An 18,337-nucleotide genomic window follows, 5' to 3' on the forward strand; every position below is an offset into this window, starting at 1 on the left:
TGCTTAAAAGCTTTTCTAATATGGGTTAAAACCCTGCTGCAGTATCCATTCCCCTAGGGTCGGCTCCCCCCTCTAAAGTACCATCGGGTAATTTTAGGATGGCATCTACCCGTCCAATACCTCCCCGTTCTACAAAAACGTGTCCCTTCGCCTCTAGCGTGGATTGGAGCCTTTCGTCCATGGCTCCTTCTTCATAGGATATTACTTCCGGTTGCCACTGACTATGAAACCGTTTTGCATTGACTGCTTCCTGCATACCCATGTCAAATTCGATAACGTTGACGATGACTTGAAAAACGGACGTTGGAATAGTGGATCCACCCGGTGTACCTACTACCATAAAGAGCTCCCCGCCTTTTTCCAGAATCGTCGGTGTCATGGAGCTTAACATCCGTTTTCCCGGTTCGATTTTATTCGCCTCGCCACCAAGCACGCCAAACATATTGGGATGGCCTGGCTTGATGGAGAAATCATCCATCTCATTATTCAATATAAAACCGGCACCATCTACCACCACGGAAGAACCCATTCCTCCGTTCAATGTCGTCGTGCAGGCTACTGCGTTCCCCATGGAATCAATTACTGAAAAATGGGTAGTCTCTTCACTCATTGAAAGTAATTTCCCCTCCTGAATACTGGCAGAGGAGGTAGCCCTTTCCGGATCAAAGGTGAGGAATCTATCCTTAAGGTATTCTTTGCTTAGCAAATCGGAAACCGGAACCGGGTAGTAATCCATGTCTGCCATATAGGCTGCCCTATCGGCGTATACCCTTCGTTCCATCTCAGTTTTCAGGTGAATGTAATCTGGATATTTTCCTTTATCGTTTGATACTTGATATTCTTCCATGGTCCCGAGCATTTGCAGGATAATTAGACCGCCGCTACTCGGAGGACCCATGGTTATGATTTTGTAGTCCTTATAATTTCCAATCAGTGGCTCTCTCCATGTGCTTTCATACTTTTCCAAGTCCTCCAGGGTAATTATTCCCCCACCACGTTCCATTTCAGCGGCTATAAAGGCAGCAGTAGGTCCCGAATAAAATCCTTCCCGCATATTATCACGGATAAGCTTTAACGTCTCTGCGAGTTGCGATTGGACCAATACATCTCCCTCTTTCCACGTCTTTCCGGTAAATTGCACAGGGTCTATACTTGAATAGGTCTGGAAATTTTCAACTGCTCTGTTAAATTTGGCAGCTTCATCAGCGGTTAGTTCAAATCCGTTTTCGGCAAGATCTACCGCAGGCTGCACCAATTCGGTCCAAGGAAGACTCCCAAGCTTGTCAAATGCCTTGACCATGCCATCCACGGCTCCTGGAACACCCGAAGCAAGATGTCCTTTGATGCTTTTTCGCTCAATTACTTCCCCGTTTTCATCGAGGTACATGTCCTGGTGGGAATTGAGCGGACCCCTTTCCCTGAAATCCAGGCTGTGGTAGTTGGCGTCTTTGTCCCGTATCACAAAAAAACCACCACCACCAATATTACCTGCCTCCGGATAGACCACAGCCAAAGCAAAATGGACAGCAATGGCCGCATCTATGGCATTACCTCCTTTTTTGAGTATGGCTGAACCCACCTCCGAGGCAAGGGGATGGGCAGAAACCACCATTGCCTTTTCGGTTATTAACCCTATGACCGGCTCTTCTTTTTCAGCTGAACAGGATAGTATCAGCCCTATAAGAACTAGTAGACTTAGTTTCTTTAGCAAACAGTTCATTTTCATATATTTTTGTCGGTGGTTGAAGTATGTACATTCTTTGTACAAAGCAAATTAAATAAATAACTGTGATAAATAATGGGTATAAAATAAATAAATCACTATTTTGTTGAAATATGGGTAAAGATGGGATCTATTCTTTTAATTTTTGCTAATAATTTGGAAAAATTAGGTTGCTATGGTCCTAGCATTAAAACCTTGGACAAAGGTAAACAATTGGAGCGGATGTAATCATTGTGGATTTAAAAGGCACGGGAGTTAACTTCTTTCAAAAAAGCTTTTACTTCTGTTTCGAGCAAAATAAGCTCTTCCAGAAAAACCGGATAAAGCAAATTGAATTTTTCGGGAATATTCCGTTCCAATTTCTCCAAACTATTCTTCATACGTGAAGCACCAAGATAGAGCATTGTTGGCTTGGACTTATGGCATGTTTTCCGAGTTTTATCATAATCTCCACTGTTATAAATTTGCTGTAAGCTTTTCAATTCTTCTACATTTGTAAGTAGAATAAGGTTCAGCATCTCATTGACTGTCTCAACATCATCAAAAAAATGAAAAATTCTTTCAGGTTCAATTAATGTATACATGGTGTTTATAAAAAAATGGATCAATAAGAGGTGAACTAACCTACTTAGGTTAGAGTTTGTAAAACTAAATAAGTTTGATTGGTAATAAAACAAAGTGGGGCAAAAAAAAAGTACGTCTTATTATAACCGACTAAGAGAAAGTACGGTAGTCCCGTTCCGGTTTTCGCTACTGATGTTGTTGGTCTTTTTCATTCAGGTTTTGTTTCATACTGACTTGGGATTTTTGGGGATTTTGCCCAACGTATACTCAGGCCTAATTGGGGTGGCCTTTGCCCCGCTGATACACGGGAGCAATATGCACCTGTATGCCAATATCTTTCCAGTAATCATTTTGGGCAGTAGTCTCTATTTTTTCTATGATAGGGTAGCAGATCAGGTTTTTTTCTATTGTTATTTTATGACCAACTTCATCGTATGGCTATTCGGAAGACCTTATTATCATATAGGAGCGAGTGGATTGGTCTATGGCTTAGCGATGTTCCTGATTGCCTTGGGATTTTTTAGAGGATCGTTAAAGTCCATTATGATATCTGTTGTTATAATTATTTTTTATGGGGGCATTATTTACGGGGTTTTGCCAACAGATAAAAAGATATCATGGGAAAGCCACCTTGCCGGTGCAGTTGTGGGCATGATGATGGCTTTTTTTTCCAGTAAGAAAAAATATTTAAGCAGCTACTGAAATGAACTTTTTGAAGAAGAGTAAGTTTGTTTGCGGGAGGAAGGTTAATTTTGTGTAATAAAGATCAAACATGACCAAAAATAAAATGATATTCTTGATTCTAGGAGCGATATTCTTAATAATCATTGGCTTAATCGGATGGGACATGTCCAGGAAAACCACCTTTCCAGGTTCTAAAGGTAATCTTAAGGAACGTATGGCGCCGGAAGTGGAAATAAATAAAGATGAGTAAAAGAACGAAGATTGATCTATCAGCCATAGATCTGGAAAAAATGGCGGAAAAAATAACAGACCAGCCTGGCCTTTTACCATATGCCCATCAGGCTGGGAGTGCTCTAATTAAGCCTGAAGATAAGGGTAAAATTACGGGGAAAGCTGTTGCAGCCATGCATTCCCAGACGGATATGCAGATGGCACAGATATACGCCCAAATGCAGCTATTGGCAGATCAGGCCAAGTCCATCCAACAGCGGGTAGAGATTTCTGAGCGGATTTATCTGGCAGATATAAGGTTTGAACCTTTAATCAACCACGTGTATTATCTTTATCTTAGGGAAGACGGCAGGGACTTTTTGAGTATGGTATCCCCTCAAGAATGGGGAAGGAAAAAGCCTTATGATGAATTTGTGGCAAAAATCCGTCTTTTGGCAGATCATACGTGGGAAATTATTCGTGAAGATAATTAGGAATTAACATCGTGCACCATATAAAAGTACAATCCCTCCTTAGAACCCTAGATTTCTCTGACATCAGATATGAACCTGATTTTTCATTGGAAATAAGCGAAAGCCTATTTGACAAAAAGTCTATGGAATGGTTGCGGTCAAGTTACAATCAATTGGGTGGTAAGGACAAGGCAATACGTTTGTCCTCGTTACGGTTTGATTTTGCCATAGACAGGCATTTGTTCTTATTTGATAATGCTGTTCATTTTAATAGATATAGATCACTTACTCTAAAAAATGAAATGTACCTGGTTTTCACCTATCCTTGGGCAGTAGCTTACGAGCGCCTTTGCAGGCAACAGGAAAGAGCCTGCTTACAGGCAGGTCTTCAAGATCGGATATGGAATGGTCCCCCGTTGGCAACTAGATGCTTTGGCCGATCGGAGGAATCGGGTGATCTTAGTGGCAATGGTTCTTCGGGATGGAAGTTAAACGCATACAACGACATGCAATATGACCTTATTTCCCGCCTGCATGGCTTTAAATTGGTTCGCATTCCGGAGTACGAAACAATAATGACTGGGGGAAGTCTGAAAAAGATTGACCAACTGCTGTTAAATCCAAGTGAGTCCACCATGGGAATAATCGGCAAATGGCTTCAGCGAAAACTGGAGTCATAAATGGGACCCGCTGTGTTTATCTAAACAATCCAAATATTTCCCCTTCTACCTTTTCCAAAATGCCGGAAAAATCCTCCCGGTTGTTTACAAAGTCTATATTTGAAACATCGACAATAAGCAATTTACTATAGGAGTATGATGCAATCCAGGCCTCATATTGTTTGTTGAGATTTTTCAGGTAATCAATACGGATACTGTTTTCATAATTCCGCCCCCTTTTTTCTATTTGCCCCACCAATGTAGGGATATCGGCCCGGAGGTAGATCAGCAGGTCTGGTGCCTGAATAAAGGGAATCATGGAATCATAGAGTCCCCGATAATTGGCGTAGTCTCTTTCGGAAAGAATCCCGTTCTCGAACAAATTTTCAGCGAAAATATGGGCATCCTCATAGATGGTGCGGTCTTGAATGGTGCTTTTCCCGCCTTGCATGATCCGGTTCATCTGCTGAAATCTACTATGAAGAAAGTACACCTGTAGGTGAAAAGCCCATTTCGGCATATCGGCATAAAACTCAACCAAATAGGGATTGTTTTCTACAGGCTCCAATTCCACCTCCCACTGATAGTGTTTGGCCAATAGCTGGGTCAGGGTGGTTTTTCCCGAGCCGATATTTCCGGCAATAGCGATATGCATAGGTTTAATTTTTAAATCTCGGGGAAACGACCGCTTCCTTACTATCCTTGGAATAAGCGTAAAATCCTTCCCCTGTCTTTACACCCAAAATTCCGGCTTGTACCATATTGATTAAAAGGGGTGAGGGCGCGTATTTGGGATTCCCGAAACCTTCATATAACACGTTGAGGATGGAAAGGCACACGTCCAATCCAATAAAATCAGCCAATTGCAGGGGTCCCATGGGATGTGCCATGCCTAATTTCATTACTGCATCGATGCTCTTGACACTTGCCACACCTTCCTGTAGGGATATGATGGCCTCATTGATCATGGGCATTAATATGCGGTTGGCAACGAAACCGGGATAATCGTTTACCTCTACGGGATCCTTTCCGATTGATTTGCCCAATTCTATTACTTCATTTAGGACTAGGGTAGAGGTCCTATATCCGCTGATTACTTCAATAAGTGGCATTATAGGAACAGGGTTCATAAAGTGCATACCAATTACCTTTTCCGGCCTGGAAGTGACGGCCGCAATTTTGGTAATGGATATGGAGGAGGTGTTGCTTGCCAAAATTGCGTCTTTGGGAGCTTGGCTGTCCAATTCTTTGAACAATTCCTGCTTTATATCCCAATTTTCCGTTGCTGCCTCAATCACTATATCCGCATCTTTTACTCCCTCCGAAATCCGCAAATTGGTGTCAATTCTACCTAAAATCTCAATTTTTTCTTCTGCAGTAATAGATTCTTTTTTGACTTGCCGATCCAGGTTTTTTCCTATTGTCAACATTCCGCTATCTAGTTTCTGCTGGGAAATATCCACCATTGAAACTTTAAAGCCGAACTGCGCAAACACATGGGCAATTCCATTTCCCATGGTCCCTGAACCGATAACACTAATATTTTTCATACAATTTCGAGATATGAGATTAGACAAAGGTATGGGGAATAGTTTTTAATAAAATGAAAACCGACCTATTTTTGAAATTGTACGTGAGGTTTCTGATAAGCATGTTTGTTTTTTAACGACTTTCTTAAAAAATTAAATTTCTGAATTAGGCTTTTGTGTAATACTTCATACCAACAAAAATTCAACGCTAATCTATTTCACTTAAATTAGCCTCCAAAGAATGTTTCCTTCAAAGTCAATTTTTCAATAGAACCACAGAGAACACGGAGGTAACACAGAGGACACAGAGAATTTTAAAAAAACTTTGTGCTCTTTGTGCCTTCTCCGTGCCCTTCGCGGTCTTTTTTTAACCACATAGTTCACAGTAGTTCACACAGCGTTTTTCGATATCCTTAGCGGCCTCTGCGCCTTCTTTGCGCCCTTTGCGGTAAAAATGAGAAACACCGAGAGGACACGGAGAATTTTCTAAAAAAAACTTTGTGCTCTCTGTGCCTTCTCCGTGCCCGTCGTGGTCTTTTTTTAACCATATAGTTCACAGTAGTTCACATAGCGTTTTTCGATATCCCTAGCGGCCTCTGCGCCTTCTTTGCGCCCTTTGCGGCAAAATTGAGAACGCATCATTATAGTTCATAGGTTTCAAATATTAAGGAAGTGCCAAATTCTATTAAATTTTTTTCAATTTTTGGGATTAAGTTTTTACGGTTTTATGGCAATGTTTAATATATTTAGAAATTCAACAAATAAACTTCTGAATTCTTACCAAAATACAGGATAAATTTTTCAGTTGGTTGAAAATTGCCCTAACAATCAATCAATTAGCATACGATGGTAAACGACAGTACGAGCAATCAAGAACTGAAAAAAACATTAGGTCCCTTTATGCTTTGGGGACTAGGCGTGGGGTATGTAATTTCCGGAAATTATTTCGGTTGGAATCTCGGGTTAGCGGAAGGTGGGACTTTAGGTCTGGCCATTGCCGTGTTTTTTATCATTCTAATGTATATCACCTTTACATTTAGCTATACAGAGATGGCCTGTGCTATTCCCCGCGCTGGAGGAGCTTTTGCCTATGCTGAGCGGGGATTGGGAAGACATCTTGGGTTTCTCACCGGAATGGCCCAGAATATTGAATTTATTTTTGCTCCACCGGCTATTGCTGCTGGAATAGGCGCTTATTTCAGTATTTTTTTTCCAGAATTAAATGTGATTTGGATTGGCATAGTAGCCTATTTGATCTTTACTGGACTAAATATTTCCGGGTTGCAGATAGCCGCATCTTTTGAGCTCGTGATTACCATTATAGCGGTGGGTGGTTTGATTCTTTTTGCCAGCGTTACTTTACCAGATGTTGAACTTTCAAATTTGAAGATAAATGCGCTTCCAAACGGATATATGGGTGTAGTTGCGGCCATTCCCTTTGCCATCTGGTTCTTTTTAGCGATTGAAGGAGTAGCGAATGTGGCGGAGGAAACCATCAATCCGCAGAAAAATATCTTGATTGGATTTGGTACTGCGCTGCTTACACTTATTGTTTTGTGTGTGCTTACCTTTGTTTCTGCCGCCGGAGTGGGCGGTTGGGAGGCCATCGTGTTCCCTGCTGGAAGTATGGAACCCTCTGATTCTCCCTTGCCTTTAGCCATGGAAATGGTGGTGGGCAACGACCATATCTTTTATACTTTGTTAACTTTTATCGCCTTGTTTGGCCTCGTTGCATCCTTTAATGGAATTATCCTCGCAGCTGGAAGATCTACATTTGAATTTGGCAGGGTAGGGTATGCGCCGAAGGCTTTTGGCAAAGTACATAAGAAGTTTAAAACTCCGGCCAATGCTTTAATCTTTAATATGATAATCGGGATAATCGCCTTGATGACTGGAAAAACAGGGGAAATTATCACCATCGCCGTGTTTGGAGCCCTTTGTCTTTACATTTTATCCATGGTTTCTTTCTTTTACCTGCGAAAAAATGAACCTGAATTGGAGCGTCCTTTTAAAGTACCTGTATATCCGTTATTTCCCGCAACGGCATTGGTTATCGCCATTGTCTCTTTGATTGCCATGGTTATTTATAATTTTCCCCTTGCATTGATCTTTTTTGGGATGCTTATCGGGGCGTATGTCTTTTTCAGGTTGTTCATATATTCTCACTTAGCAAAAGCTGATTCAAATGATTAAATCGAAAGATGATATAAGGGCTTATTTACGCGACAATTCCTGTAGCAAGGTAAAGCTAGCAATAGTCGATATTGACGGTATTCTACGTGGAAAAATCGTATCTGCTGATAAATTTCGAACTATTTTGGATGGGGGAATGGGCTTTTGTGCGGTTGTCTTTGGATGGGATATGGAAGATAAGTCCTATGACAACGTGAATGTGACCGGTTGGCACAATGGCTATCCGGATTTTGATGCTATGGTAGACATCAAGACCTTCCGGCAGATACCATGGGAAGATGATATCCCGTTTTTTCTGGCAGATTTCAGCAATGAAAAAGGAGAAGGATTAGACGTATGTCCCCGCACCTTGCTTAAGCGCATAAATAACCGGGCCTTAGAAATGGGGTTTAAATCACAATTCTCGGAGGAATTTGAATGGTTTAATTTTGAGACTACACCCGACGGATACTATGGACAGGAATTAAGTAAAACCAAACCGCTAACACCCGGAATGTTTGGATACTCCATTTTGAAGGCCTCACAGAAATCGCCGTTTTTTCATGATCTGTTTGATTATTGCCATCGGTTTGGAATCCCCTTGGAAGGACTGCATACCGAAACCGGCCCCGGAGTATATGAGGCCGCTATACAGTACGGAGATATTCTCACCGCAGCTGACCGAGCGGTGTTGTTCAAAACCAGCGTAAAAGAAATTGCCTATAAACATGGGATAATGGCGACCTTTATGGCCAAGTGGTCTGAGAAGCTTCCCGGCAACGGCGGCCATGTTCATCAAAGCCTGTGGGATTTGGATTTGGAAAGCAACTTGTTTCATGACCAAAATGATCCCTTACATATGAGTGCGCTGATGAAGCAGTATATTGCGGGACAGTTATATTGCCTCCCCCATATGCTACCTCTTGTAGCTCCCACCATAAACAGCTATAAGCGATTAGTCGAAGGGGCTTGGGCTCCTACAACGCTAACTTGGGGAGTGGATAACAGGACTACAGCCTTGCGGGTTCTGTCCCGTGGGAAAAGTTCCACCCGCTTAGAAACAAGGGTGGTGGGTTCTGATGTCAATCCCTACCTGGCGATGAGTGCCTGCTTGGCTGCCGGTCTGTACGGTATAGCCCATCAACTTCCACTTAATCAGCCCGCATCGGTAGGTAATGGATATAGGGATTTCAGCAACGGCACACTTCCAACCTCGCTACAGGAAGCGACTGCCCAGATGAAGGAATCTGCTGTGGCAAAAGAACTCTTTGGCGAGGCATTTGTGGAACATTTCTGCAATACCAGGGAATGGGAATGCCGGGAATTTGCGGCATCCGTTACCGATTGGGAGCGGAAACGTTATTTTGAAATAATCTAAGAATTTCATTCATCCGAACCCATATGTTGATAAAACATGCTTAATAACCAAATACCATGAAAGAGAATACACCCCGAAGAACCTTTATCAAACAAATTGGAATCCTTGCAACAGGTACCCTGGCAGTTCCAACCATCATACCTGGCTCTGCATTAGGAAAAAATGGATTTGTCGCTCCCTCTGACCGGATAAATTTGGCATTTATTGGTGCCGGAAATCAAGCTGGAAATGATGTAAGGGGCTTTCTTGATGACCCCCGAGTTCAAATTACAAGTATCTGTGATATCAATAAACAAAGCCCAGGGTATTGGGATGGAAAAGTGGCCGGCAGGGAATTTATCATGAAGATGGTTGATGACTACTACAGTGAAAAACACGGTAAGAAATACGGATCTACCAAGGGTTTTCTTGATTTCCGGGAAATTGTAGAGGCCAAGGATATAGATGCTGTAGAAGTCGTGACTCCGGATCATTGGCATTCCATCCCCGTATTGATGGCAGCCGCAAATAAAAAAGATATTTATTGTCAGAAACCCCTGACACTTACCATAGGAGAGGGAAGGGCAATGTCAGATGCAGTAAAGAAGTATGGGGTAATATTTCAAACAGGAAGTCAGCAGCGCTCCGGCAAAGAATTTCGACAGGTATGTGAATTGGTAAGAAACGGTAGGATTGGTGAGCTGCAAACGGTTGTATGCGGCTTACCGGGTGGGACACCGGACTTTGGCAAAACGGGGCATTTAACAGAGACCGTTCCAGTTCCCAAAGATTTTGATTACGACACCTGGCTCGGCCCGGCTCCGGAGGCACCGTATTCCCCGTCAAGAACCCATGTGAATTATCGGTGGGTGCTCGATTACTCCGGGGGAATGGTGACTGACTGGGGAGGGCACCATCCTGACATAGCCCAATGGGGCATGGGGATGGACCATACCGGACCTGTAAAAATCCAGAACCCATCGTCCGTTTGGTCAGATCACCCGGTTTGGAATACGGCAACGGAGTTTTACTTCGAATGCTTATATGAAAACGGTGTCAAACTGATCGTTTCTCATGAAGCCAAGCAAGGAGTTACGTTTATAGGTTCAGAAGGCGAGGCTTGGGTTTCAAGGGGAAATTATAAAGTAACACCGGAAAAACTGGATGATACTGTGATAGGACCACAGGAGATTAACTTGTACAAAAGTGACAATCATTACCGGAATTTCATTGACTGTATCCTATCCAGAAAAGAGGCAATAGCTCCTTGTGAAGTAGGGCATAGGTCAATTACTATTGCCCATTTAGGTAATATAGCCATGATGTTGAACCAAGATCTGGACTGGGATCCGGTAAAGGAGCGTTTCACCAATAGCTTTGCAGCGAATCAGTTTCTAAATAGGCAAATGCGTGAACCTTGGGGTTCGTTGTATAGGAAATACTTAGTATAGACCGGTATTTCCAAGACTGTGTTAAACTAGTGGCATAGCTTTTCTTTGAAGGGAAATAGAGTATTTCAAAGTGGTAAAAAAAGGACGTGATTCCTGCCGTGGTATCTTTAGTGATAACGGCATTTGGAAAAACACCCGATTAGATACCCGTAAAAAAATCATCTATCCCACACATCTTCAAGCTTAACTCCCACAGATTTGCCGCATCACCCTCATTTACAGCATTTTTTGAGGGTGATTTGGGTTGGCACTTATCCCAGTATTTGCCACTCAGCTTACTTACGTCCTTATCACTTGCCAAAAAGATGGAAGTCTCAGCCCCTTTTTGGGGAGACACGCCTCCAAGCCTCCGTAATTTCCACATGATGGCATGAAAGGAAATGGTATGCTTGACACCAATGTCAGTTTTCACCAGTCCCGGCTGTACAGCATAGGTAGAAATGGGCAAATCATCCTTCCTGCGTTCAAATTCCAAAGTAAACAGCACATTGGCCAGTTTGGATTGGGCATAGGCCCTCAAGCCATGGTAGTTTTTAAGGAGATTGACATCTTCAAAATGAATTTTCCCGTGGAAATGGGAGTCTGAACTGACCGTGATAACCCGTGGATCATCGGATTTTACCAGTAGTGGAAGTAGGAGGTGGGTAAGTAAGAAGGGGGCCAGATGATTGATCGCCCATTGACGCTCAATTCCATCTTCTGTCAATTCAACTTCTGAAAACCAACTGCCAGCATTGTTGATCAGTACGTCCAACTTTGGATATTCAGCGTTAATTTGAGCGGCCATTTTTCGTATGTCAGTTTGCGAAGCCAAATCCGCAAAAGCAGGTAAGGCAATAGCTCCCGGAATAGCCGTTTTTATTTCATCGATGGCCTTCTTTGCTTTTTCCAGTGATCGGCAGACCAAGATTAAAGTGGCACCCTTTTCACATAAACTTTTAGCCGTTTCAAAGCCAATTCCAGAGTTGGCCCCGGTTATTAGGCAGATTTTATCCTTCATATTAAATATAAGTTATTAAAATTATCAAACGCAAATAAATTTCGGCATCTTTCAAGTTTAGGAGAAACAAGGTGAAATAGCTAACTAAAATTTTGAAAAAATGAAACGCCGCTGTTTGACATTTATAATGTCGAACCCAGATAAAATGGGATTTGTAAACCTAGTCTTCTTAAAGGGGGCTATTGGAATTACAGTTTCCAATTAGGGATTGCAAATCACGAGGATCAGGACAAAAAAAAAGCCCGGTTTCCCGGGCTCTCCTACAAACTGGCCTTTCGACCAACAATCAATCACAATCAACCATTAACCAACTCTTTCTCTGTCGCTACCCAGTCATTCCATCCACCCGCATAGTTCAGTATATTGTCAAAACCATTGGCTTTTAAAATAGAGTATGCTATTGCAGCTCTACCACCGGCCTGACAATGAATGATGACCTGTTTGTCTTTGGATACTTTGTCAAGATTCTGGGGAAGTTTGCCAACAAATAGGTTGATGGCACCTTCTATATGACCTTGATTGAATTCGGATGCGCCTCTTGCATCAATCACCTGAGCATCTTCTTTCAATTTAGATTTTACAGTTTCTTTGTCTATTGGTGAGTACGTTTCAAGGTTTCCTTTTTCAAATGAGGCCAGCTGCTCAGGGGTGATGTATCCTGACAAATTATCCAAACCTATTCTCATCAGCTTCCTGGTAATATCATCAACTTGGTTTTCATCAGCGATGATGATGAATTTTTCCTCGTAGTTCAAATACCAACCCATCCAGGTGGAAAAGGAGTTATTGTTAGTGATATTTAAAGTGCCTTTTAGAAATCCTTTCGCATAATCTTCCCAAGGTCTGGTATCTATAATTTTCAAACCTTCCTGCTTGATTTTTTCAAATGCTTCTTTGGAAAGGTTCTTAATCGTAGGAACCTCAGTTACCAGTTTTCTGTCCACCTTGTTGAGTTTTTTCATCATGGCGAAGTACTTTGGCGGCTCAGGTTGACCGGACAACAATTCCTTAGCAAAAGCTGCTTTGTCATCTAAAAGCTGTAAGGCCCAGTTTCTTATCTTTTCGTATCCTACTGTAGTCGATGGTACGGCACCGAGGGCTTTGCCACATGCTGAACCTGCTCCATGTCCTGGCCATACTTGAATATAATCTCCAAGTTTGTTGAATTCCTGTAGGGAATCAAACATCTGGGCAGCGCCGATGTCCTGCGTTCCTTTCAGACCGGCAGCCTGTTCCAATAAATCAGGCCTTCCTACATCACCTACGAATACAAAGTCACCAGTAAATAGCATCACAGGCTCATTGGTAGCAGGTTTGTCTGTCAATAGAAAGCTGATACTTTCAGGTGTATGTCCAGGTGTATGGAGAACTTCAAAAGCCAAGTTGCCCATTTTTACCACATCACCATGTTTGATGTTATTATGAGGAAATTCATATTTCCAGTTTTCATCACCTTCATCCGATAAGTACATTTCCGCACCTGTCAAAGTTGCCAATTCCCTTGAACCACTGAGAAAGTCCGCATGGATGTGGGTTTCCAGAATATGGGTGATTTTCAAGTTGTTGGCTTTTGCAATGTTGATATAGGTATCTACATCTCTTTTTGGATCGATTACAGCAGCGATTCCTGCTGCCTGACATCCGATTACATAACTGGCCTGCGCCAAACTTTTGTCATAAACGAGTTCGAAGAACATATTTTTCTATTTTTTAATTTCAAATTGTTAAAGAATTGGATTAGTGTAAGTATCCAAGCTTTAGATTTATTAATACAAATGTAAGCATAACGAAGCCCGTTAAAGTGTGATAAAAATTACCTAAGGGAGAAATATTTTAACTGTCCTAACTGTTCGACATTTGTAATATCGAACCCCAGGTAACCAAAATTTGTAATCCTGGTCTCGATATTCCATACTATTGGAATTTTAAATTCCAATTATCTGTCCTCGGGATTGCAAATCAGGAGGAGCCAAAACCTATAACTATACTTCAACCAGAATACATGCTTTTCAAAATAATCTTTTTGGTTGAGATTGAAATCTGTTCCCTCAAGCTTGTAGACTATTATAAGTGTATTGAAGATATCAATACGAGGATTGAATTAACTCCTAGCCTGAAAGTGATAAAATTGGGAAATTACCGCGCCCGTTGCTTTGTCCCCAGCTCCAATCTACCTGCACGTAGGGGTTTTTGATAATCTACTGTCAGGTCAAAGATATTTTTTTATATATAATGTATTAAGACTATTTGATCAATTTCAAGCCTTCCAAGGCGGAGGGGTCATCTGGATTGTTCATCAGTACTTTCTGGAACAATACCTTTGACTCTCTGCTCTTCTGAAGGTTTAATTTGTTCCAAGCCAATAATATCAATCCGTCATAATCAAAGGGATATAAGTTGACGACCTTTTCCAGATAAGAATCAGCTTTATCAAAATTCCCTCTGTTGTAATAAATCAGTCCCAATCTGTAATTGACCAAAGAATTGTTAGGGTCTGTCTGTAGAATCTTTAGATAGAGTTCTTCTATTTCGACCCATTTTCCCTGTATCGCTAGCGGTAGCACCAATCCCAGTTTTGGTTCTATGGCATATGGTTTCAAGGAAACGGCCTTGGAATAATATTCCACCGATTCCTTAACCTGCCCCGCCAAGTAAGTCAACCAGCCTAGTCTCAGGTTTAGTTCGTAAACATCGGTCTGATAAACTGCTTTTAAGGACTCAATGGCGCCTTTGAAATTTTCGGTTCTTTCAAGGGCATAACTCTGCTTAAAAGCATCAATGATTTTATCCTGAGCAATGGCACCCATGCTTAGACTTCCTGATAAGATAATTATCAGGATAAGGGATTTAGTATTGAAAGACAGGCAAACTAGCTCCTTTAATGTTTTTTTCATCTGTTTATAATTGTTTTTTAGAGGTCAGATGGAATCTCGCATGTATTATAATCATCCCAGTGTGTGACGATTTTCGTCATGCTCGATTTCATGACTTTAAAATTTAGAATGTCCATGTGAATATGCCTGTAAGGGATTGTGCATTGTATTCTTTTTTATTGAAACTTTCATTTCCCGAGTAGGGGAAAAACTCACTTTCATTCCTGAACAGGGTATAGTCTAAAGTCAATTTCAGCTTAGCGCCAGGAAGGAAAATAAACCTTCCGCCCAATCGCTGCCTGATAGTATCCATCCTATTGAAAATCACACGTCCATCTTTCATCAAAAAATTATTCATGTTTCCGGAAGTGCCGTACCCTTCCACCCAAAGCCAGGGGGTAGTTCTGAAACCTATTTGCTGATCGAACACAGAATTGCTGATCGTATTCCCATTTCCAAAATCCTGTTGATGGAAAGAAAATGTGGATTGGGTGTAAAGGTTCAGGTTACCAAAGGGATAGTAAATGAGCTTTGCATCTCCTTGATTTTGTGTGAAATTGAAAAGGGAACCCCGGTAAAAGGATGCTCCAAGGGTAACCTTGTTGAACCTTTTGTATAAAGATAAGAACCCTACCAGATCATTTTCTCCCATATTGGAAATCCTGCGTGTTGCTTCAGGTCTTCCCGACGGGCCTGTAATCACTTCGGTGGTCACGGGAAAGATTCTTCTGATTAAATGGATCCCGCCCACAAGGGTCAGCCCTTTGCTTAAAAGAACATTTCCGGCGACATAGTATTGGTGTAAGGTTGTCAAATAATCCTTATCCGAAAACTGCTCGCCTGCTAACTGAGAATATAACAAATGATCGACTTGAAGATAGGAAAAGCCTTGATACAAAGAAAATCTTGGTGCGATGTCCAATTCCAATCCCAGATAATAGTAGCGGTGTTTATTTGGAATAAACTGAACGCCATCAATCTCAATAGGTACCTCTGCAGTGAACCCGGCAAGCACAGCAGGGTCGGACTGTCCGGTATAATTATAGGCCAAATCAATTTTTCCAACAACAGGCATCTGCTCCGTTTGGGTCTTTTTTTTCAATGCTGGGGGTAAATCTGCTGCAATCAGTCTTGCTTCCGTATTCCTTCCGGCAAATAAATAAGCATAATAGAGATATTCTTGAATATAAGCTTCAGCATTGTTCATTTTGCTGGCTTTCTCCAAATGGCGGATGGCTTCATGGTAATTGGTTTTTTCAAAAAAGGCTATGCCCATCCTTACCCTCAAATAGTAAAAATCCATGCCATTTTGAATGGCTTTTTTGCCTTCTTTGATCAGCTCGCCCCAAGCTTTTTGTTGGAAAAGCCTATAAGTCAGTGCGTCCACCTGAGGCAGACTTTGTTGGGCGAAGAGTTTATCTGAGAGACCCAATCCGACTATTATAGTGAATAAGATCAGCTTTCTATACATTTTGCTTGGGTTTGAAAGTGTTTGTTTTTAAACTGAAAACGTTGTAATCCACTGGCCCCAATCTGAAATAGAAATTCGGCATGTTCCATTTCTTTTCCGAACGCTGATTTGATGACCTTGCCATTAAGCACTATTGTTTGTTGCCCCAATCCCCTTGCTTTATCCGGGTAGGACAGAAGATATTCTCCTTTTAAATACCGATAAAATGGCGCAATGATATCTTGTAGGAATATCTTGTTGGGATGGAAGACCATATTCACAGGGAAACTGTCCTTCAATTGGAGCTTATTGGAATATCCAAAGCTGATTTTATAAGCTGCCAGATAGAATTGACATAACAAAGATTTTCGGTCACCCACAAAGTGGATAAAATGGAGTATCCCCTCATCCAATTTGTAAAAAGCTTTGGAAGCTGTTTTCGTGCATTCAAGATAGGTATTGAGCAAGTAGTCCCTTTTTACTTCCCAAGCAACTTTTTCCCCAGTATTGGTTTCCCATTGGATTTGGTTGCCAATGACAAAAGAAAAGGCCTTTTTCAGTTGCGGATTAGGAGTTAAAGTAGAAACCTTTGCTTGTAAGGGAGGATTCCCCACTGCCTCCAACGTTTCTACTCCTTCATATTTCATCCAATAATCTGAAATGGGATAATCGATGGTTCTAGAACCGATAAAAGGAGTGGCCTGCAACTGAAAGTGGAGGTGAGGATAGGCGGAATTGCCGGAATTGCCCGCTTTAGCGATGATTTCTCCCCTGTATACCTTATCCCCGACCTTTGGCAATATGGAGCCTTTTTTCAAGTGGCTGAGTTTGCTGAATAAAAATTCCGAATGTTTGATGACCAGGGTGTTGCCCCAGTTTTTGTCCAGATTTCTTTTTCCTACGGAGTTGTCATCGGTGTCATTGACGAAAGTTTCGACGATCCCATCTGCCGGGGCCAGTACATTTTTATCAAAGCAATAATAGTCTGTAAGAAAGTCTCCCGCATCTTGGTAGGTTTTGCCCTGCTCGTCCTGAATTTCAAAATCCCAGGCATGACTCCATTCGTCTTTGTGGGTAAATGTTCCATTATGACCTTGGGTCACTGTCCATTCCCCAAAAAAAGGCAAATAGAACGGAAAGGGACTTCCTTTGCCAAACCTCTTCTGAAAATTGAGGAAGTTATACAGGTTCTTTTCAGGCGATTGCTGTTGCCAGAAAATGGTACTCAAACCTATCCGATTGTCCACCCTGAATTTCAGGCCATACAAAAACAGCAATACGGTCACATTGAATGGAAAGGAGTGTACCGGTAAATAAAACAGATTGAAAACCTGCTGTAGAGAAATGCCTATGACGGCGGTGATGGGTATGATAAATAAGAGACTTAAATAGGAGCTTTTATTGGGAATAATAAAATAGCCTCCCAAGGCGATGGCGGCCAGGATATAATTAAAGCCTATGTAGCTGTAAGAAACTTCCGAGAAGGGAACACCCAATAAAACATAAAATAGGTAGGCGATGTAGAAACCCAGCAAAGAAAGGGTAAAACCTATTCTTGAATAAATCAATAAACCCAAAGCGGCGAAAAAACCCGAAAAGATATTTTGTTGGAAGAAAATTGCACCAATGGAAAGAAAATAAGTTTTTAGGGAGGTGTGAAATGGAATTTGGTTCCACCATTCATACATGGTGACCAAATTCTTTCCACCCAGTAGATATAATTCATTCAATACATAAATGCCCCTTTCACTTAATCCTAACGATTCAAACTCTCTGGTAGCCAACCTGAGTATCCAAAAGACAAGGATGAAAGGCAAACTCAGAAAGGGAAGCCCATATTTCCCCAAAATTCCTTCAAAAGAAAGCGATAACAACACCGTCAGCATTCCCGATATAATCACCAAAACCAAAAGCAGTAGGCTGGGCTGGAAATAGATAGATAAGCCAACACCTACCAAGAGCGAATTGAATCCATAATACCCCTGTCGGATATTGTGCTCATACAGTCCCATGAAATATCCGGTAAATAATGCGGTAGTCACAGATATCAGTCCATAGATTCCCACATAGAAATCCACGAAAGTCAGCACCAACAGGATGATTCCAAACCATTTGTTATTGGAAAAGAATACCTGTGCGTAGCTGTTGAACAGTGCTTCCGGAAACCATGCCAGTTTTTTCACAGCTTTATC

General features: G+C 41.7%; 16 protein-coding genes. 7 read left to right on the top strand and 9 right to left on the bottom strand.

Translation table 11 applies throughout. From position 1 onward, the window contains the following. Positions 1-25 precede the first annotated feature (25 nt). Both ggt and FQ608_RS21875 read right to left on the bottom strand, forming a co-directional pair. Positions 26-1,726 carry a gamma-glutamyltransferase gene (gene ggt, locus FQ608_RS21870; RefSeq protein ID WP_449405374.1) on the bottom strand — a complete coding sequence of 567 codons (1,701 nt, stop codon included), beginning with the start codon at positions 1,724-1,726 and terminating at the stop codon, positions 26-28. A 236-nt stretch (positions 1,727-1,962) separates the two neighbouring features. Continuing rightward, positions 1,963-2,307 (bottom strand): Hpt domain-containing protein, encoded by a 345-nt coding sequence (locus tag FQ608_RS21875; protein WP_158860635.1) that lies wholly within the window; start codon positions 2,305-2,307, stop codon positions 1,963-1,965. Between the two features lie 94 nt (positions 2,308-2,401). On the opposite strand from FQ608_RS21875, the gene FQ608_RS21880 reads away from it, so the two are divergent. The 4 genes from FQ608_RS21880 to FQ608_RS21890 all read left to right on the top strand — a co-directional run bounded on the left by FQ608_RS21880 (position 2,402) and on the right by FQ608_RS21890 (position 4,334). Next, positions 2,402-2,989: a rhomboid family intramembrane serine protease gene (locus FQ608_RS21880; protein ID WP_234364325.1), complete on the top strand. Its 588-nt coding sequence runs from the start codon at positions 2,402-2,404 to the stop codon at positions 2,987-2,989. A 70-nt stretch (positions 2,990-3,059) separates the two neighbouring features. Beyond that, positions 3,060-3,221, top strand: a complete 162-nt coding sequence (locus FQ608_RS27305; protein WP_199856444.1) for a hypothetical protein — start codon at positions 3,060-3,062, stop codon at positions 3,219-3,221. After that, complete coding sequence (locus FQ608_RS21885) at positions 3,214-3,675, top strand: DUF2452 domain-containing protein (protein WP_158860636.1); 462 nt, start codon at positions 3,214-3,216, stop codon at positions 3,673-3,675. Before FQ608_RS27305 ends, FQ608_RS21885 begins: the two co-directional genes overlap by 8 nt. 11 nt (positions 3,676-3,686) lie before the next feature. Then, positions 3,687-4,334 carry a DUF7255 family protein gene (locus FQ608_RS21890; RefSeq protein WP_158860637.1) on the top strand — a complete coding sequence of 216 codons (648 nt, stop codon included), beginning with the start codon at positions 3,687-3,689 and terminating at the stop codon, positions 4,332-4,334. Positions 4,335-4,350: 16 nt separating this feature from the next. On the opposite strand, the gene FQ608_RS21895 is transcribed toward FQ608_RS21890, so the two are convergent. Together FQ608_RS21895 and FQ608_RS21900 are read right to left on the bottom strand one after the other, a co-directional pair. Beyond that, on the bottom strand, positions 4,351-4,968 hold the full coding sequence (locus FQ608_RS21895) for a deoxynucleoside kinase (RefSeq protein ID WP_158860638.1): 618 nt from the start codon (positions 4,966-4,968) through the stop codon (positions 4,351-4,353). 4 nt (positions 4,969-4,972) lie between these two features. Next, complete coding sequence (locus FQ608_RS21900) at positions 4,973-5,863, bottom strand: 3-hydroxyacyl-CoA dehydrogenase family protein (protein WP_158860639.1); 891 nt, start codon at positions 5,861-5,863, stop codon at positions 4,973-4,975. 825 nt (positions 5,864-6,688) lie between these two features. Here FQ608_RS21900 and eat point away from each other — a divergent pair. The 3 genes from eat to FQ608_RS21915 are packed head-to-tail and all read left to right on the top strand — an operon-like array spanning position 6,689 to position 10,822. Then, a complete protein-coding gene (gene eat / locus FQ608_RS21905) occupies positions 6,689-8,035 on the top strand; it encodes an ethanolamine permease (protein ID WP_158860640.1) in 1,347 nt (448 codons plus the stop codon). Continuing rightward, positions 8,028-9,392 carry a glutamine synthetase family protein gene (locus FQ608_RS21910; protein ID WP_158860641.1) on the top strand — a complete coding sequence of 455 codons (1,365 nt, stop codon included), beginning with the start codon at positions 8,028-8,030 and terminating at the stop codon, positions 9,390-9,392. Before eat ends, FQ608_RS21910 begins: the two co-directional genes overlap by 8 nt. Before the next feature lie 56 nt (positions 9,393-9,448). Further along, positions 9,449-10,822, top strand: coding sequence for a Gfo/Idh/MocA family protein (locus tag FQ608_RS21915; protein ID WP_158860642.1), 1,374 nt, complete (start codon positions 9,449-9,451; stop codon positions 10,820-10,822). Positions 10,823-10,961: 139 nt separating this feature from the next. On the opposite strand, the gene FQ608_RS21920 is transcribed toward FQ608_RS21915, so the two are convergent. The 5 genes from FQ608_RS21920 to FQ608_RS21940 all read right to left on the bottom strand — a co-directional run bounded on the left by FQ608_RS21920 (position 10,962) and on the right by FQ608_RS21940 (position 18,328). Continuing rightward, positions 10,962-11,822 (bottom strand): SDR family oxidoreductase, encoded by an 861-nt coding sequence (locus FQ608_RS21920; RefSeq protein WP_158860643.1) that lies wholly within the window; start codon positions 11,820-11,822, stop codon positions 10,962-10,964. A 296-nt stretch (positions 11,823-12,118) separates the two neighbouring features. After that, a complete protein-coding gene (locus FQ608_RS21925; RefSeq protein WP_158860644.1) occupies positions 12,119-13,519 on the bottom strand; it encodes an MBL fold metallo-hydrolase in 1,401 nt (466 codons plus the stop codon). A gap of 546 nt (positions 13,520-14,065) precedes the next feature. Then, positions 14,066-14,716: a tetratricopeptide repeat protein gene (locus FQ608_RS21930; RefSeq protein ID WP_234364326.1), complete on the bottom strand. Its 651-nt coding sequence runs from the start codon at positions 14,714-14,716 to the stop codon at positions 14,066-14,068. Positions 14,717-14,819: 103 nt separating this feature from the next. Then, positions 14,820-16,166 (bottom strand): tetratricopeptide repeat protein, encoded by a 1,347-nt coding sequence (locus FQ608_RS21935; RefSeq protein WP_158860645.1) that lies wholly within the window; start codon positions 16,164-16,166, stop codon positions 14,820-14,822. Next, positions 16,151-18,328: an urea transporter gene (locus FQ608_RS21940; RefSeq protein WP_158860646.1), complete on the bottom strand. Its 2,178-nt coding sequence runs from the start codon at positions 18,326-18,328 to the stop codon at positions 16,151-16,153. The genes FQ608_RS21935 and FQ608_RS21940 overlap by 16 nt, the downstream gene beginning before the upstream one ends. Between the last annotated feature and the right edge of the window lie 9 nt (positions 18,329-18,337).

Origin of the sequence: Lunatibacter salilacus (assembly GCF_009797935.1) — a bacterium.
Taxonomy (GTDB): Bacteria; Bacteroidota; Bacteroidia; order Cytophagales; family Cyclobacteriaceae; genus Lunatibacter; species Lunatibacter salilacus.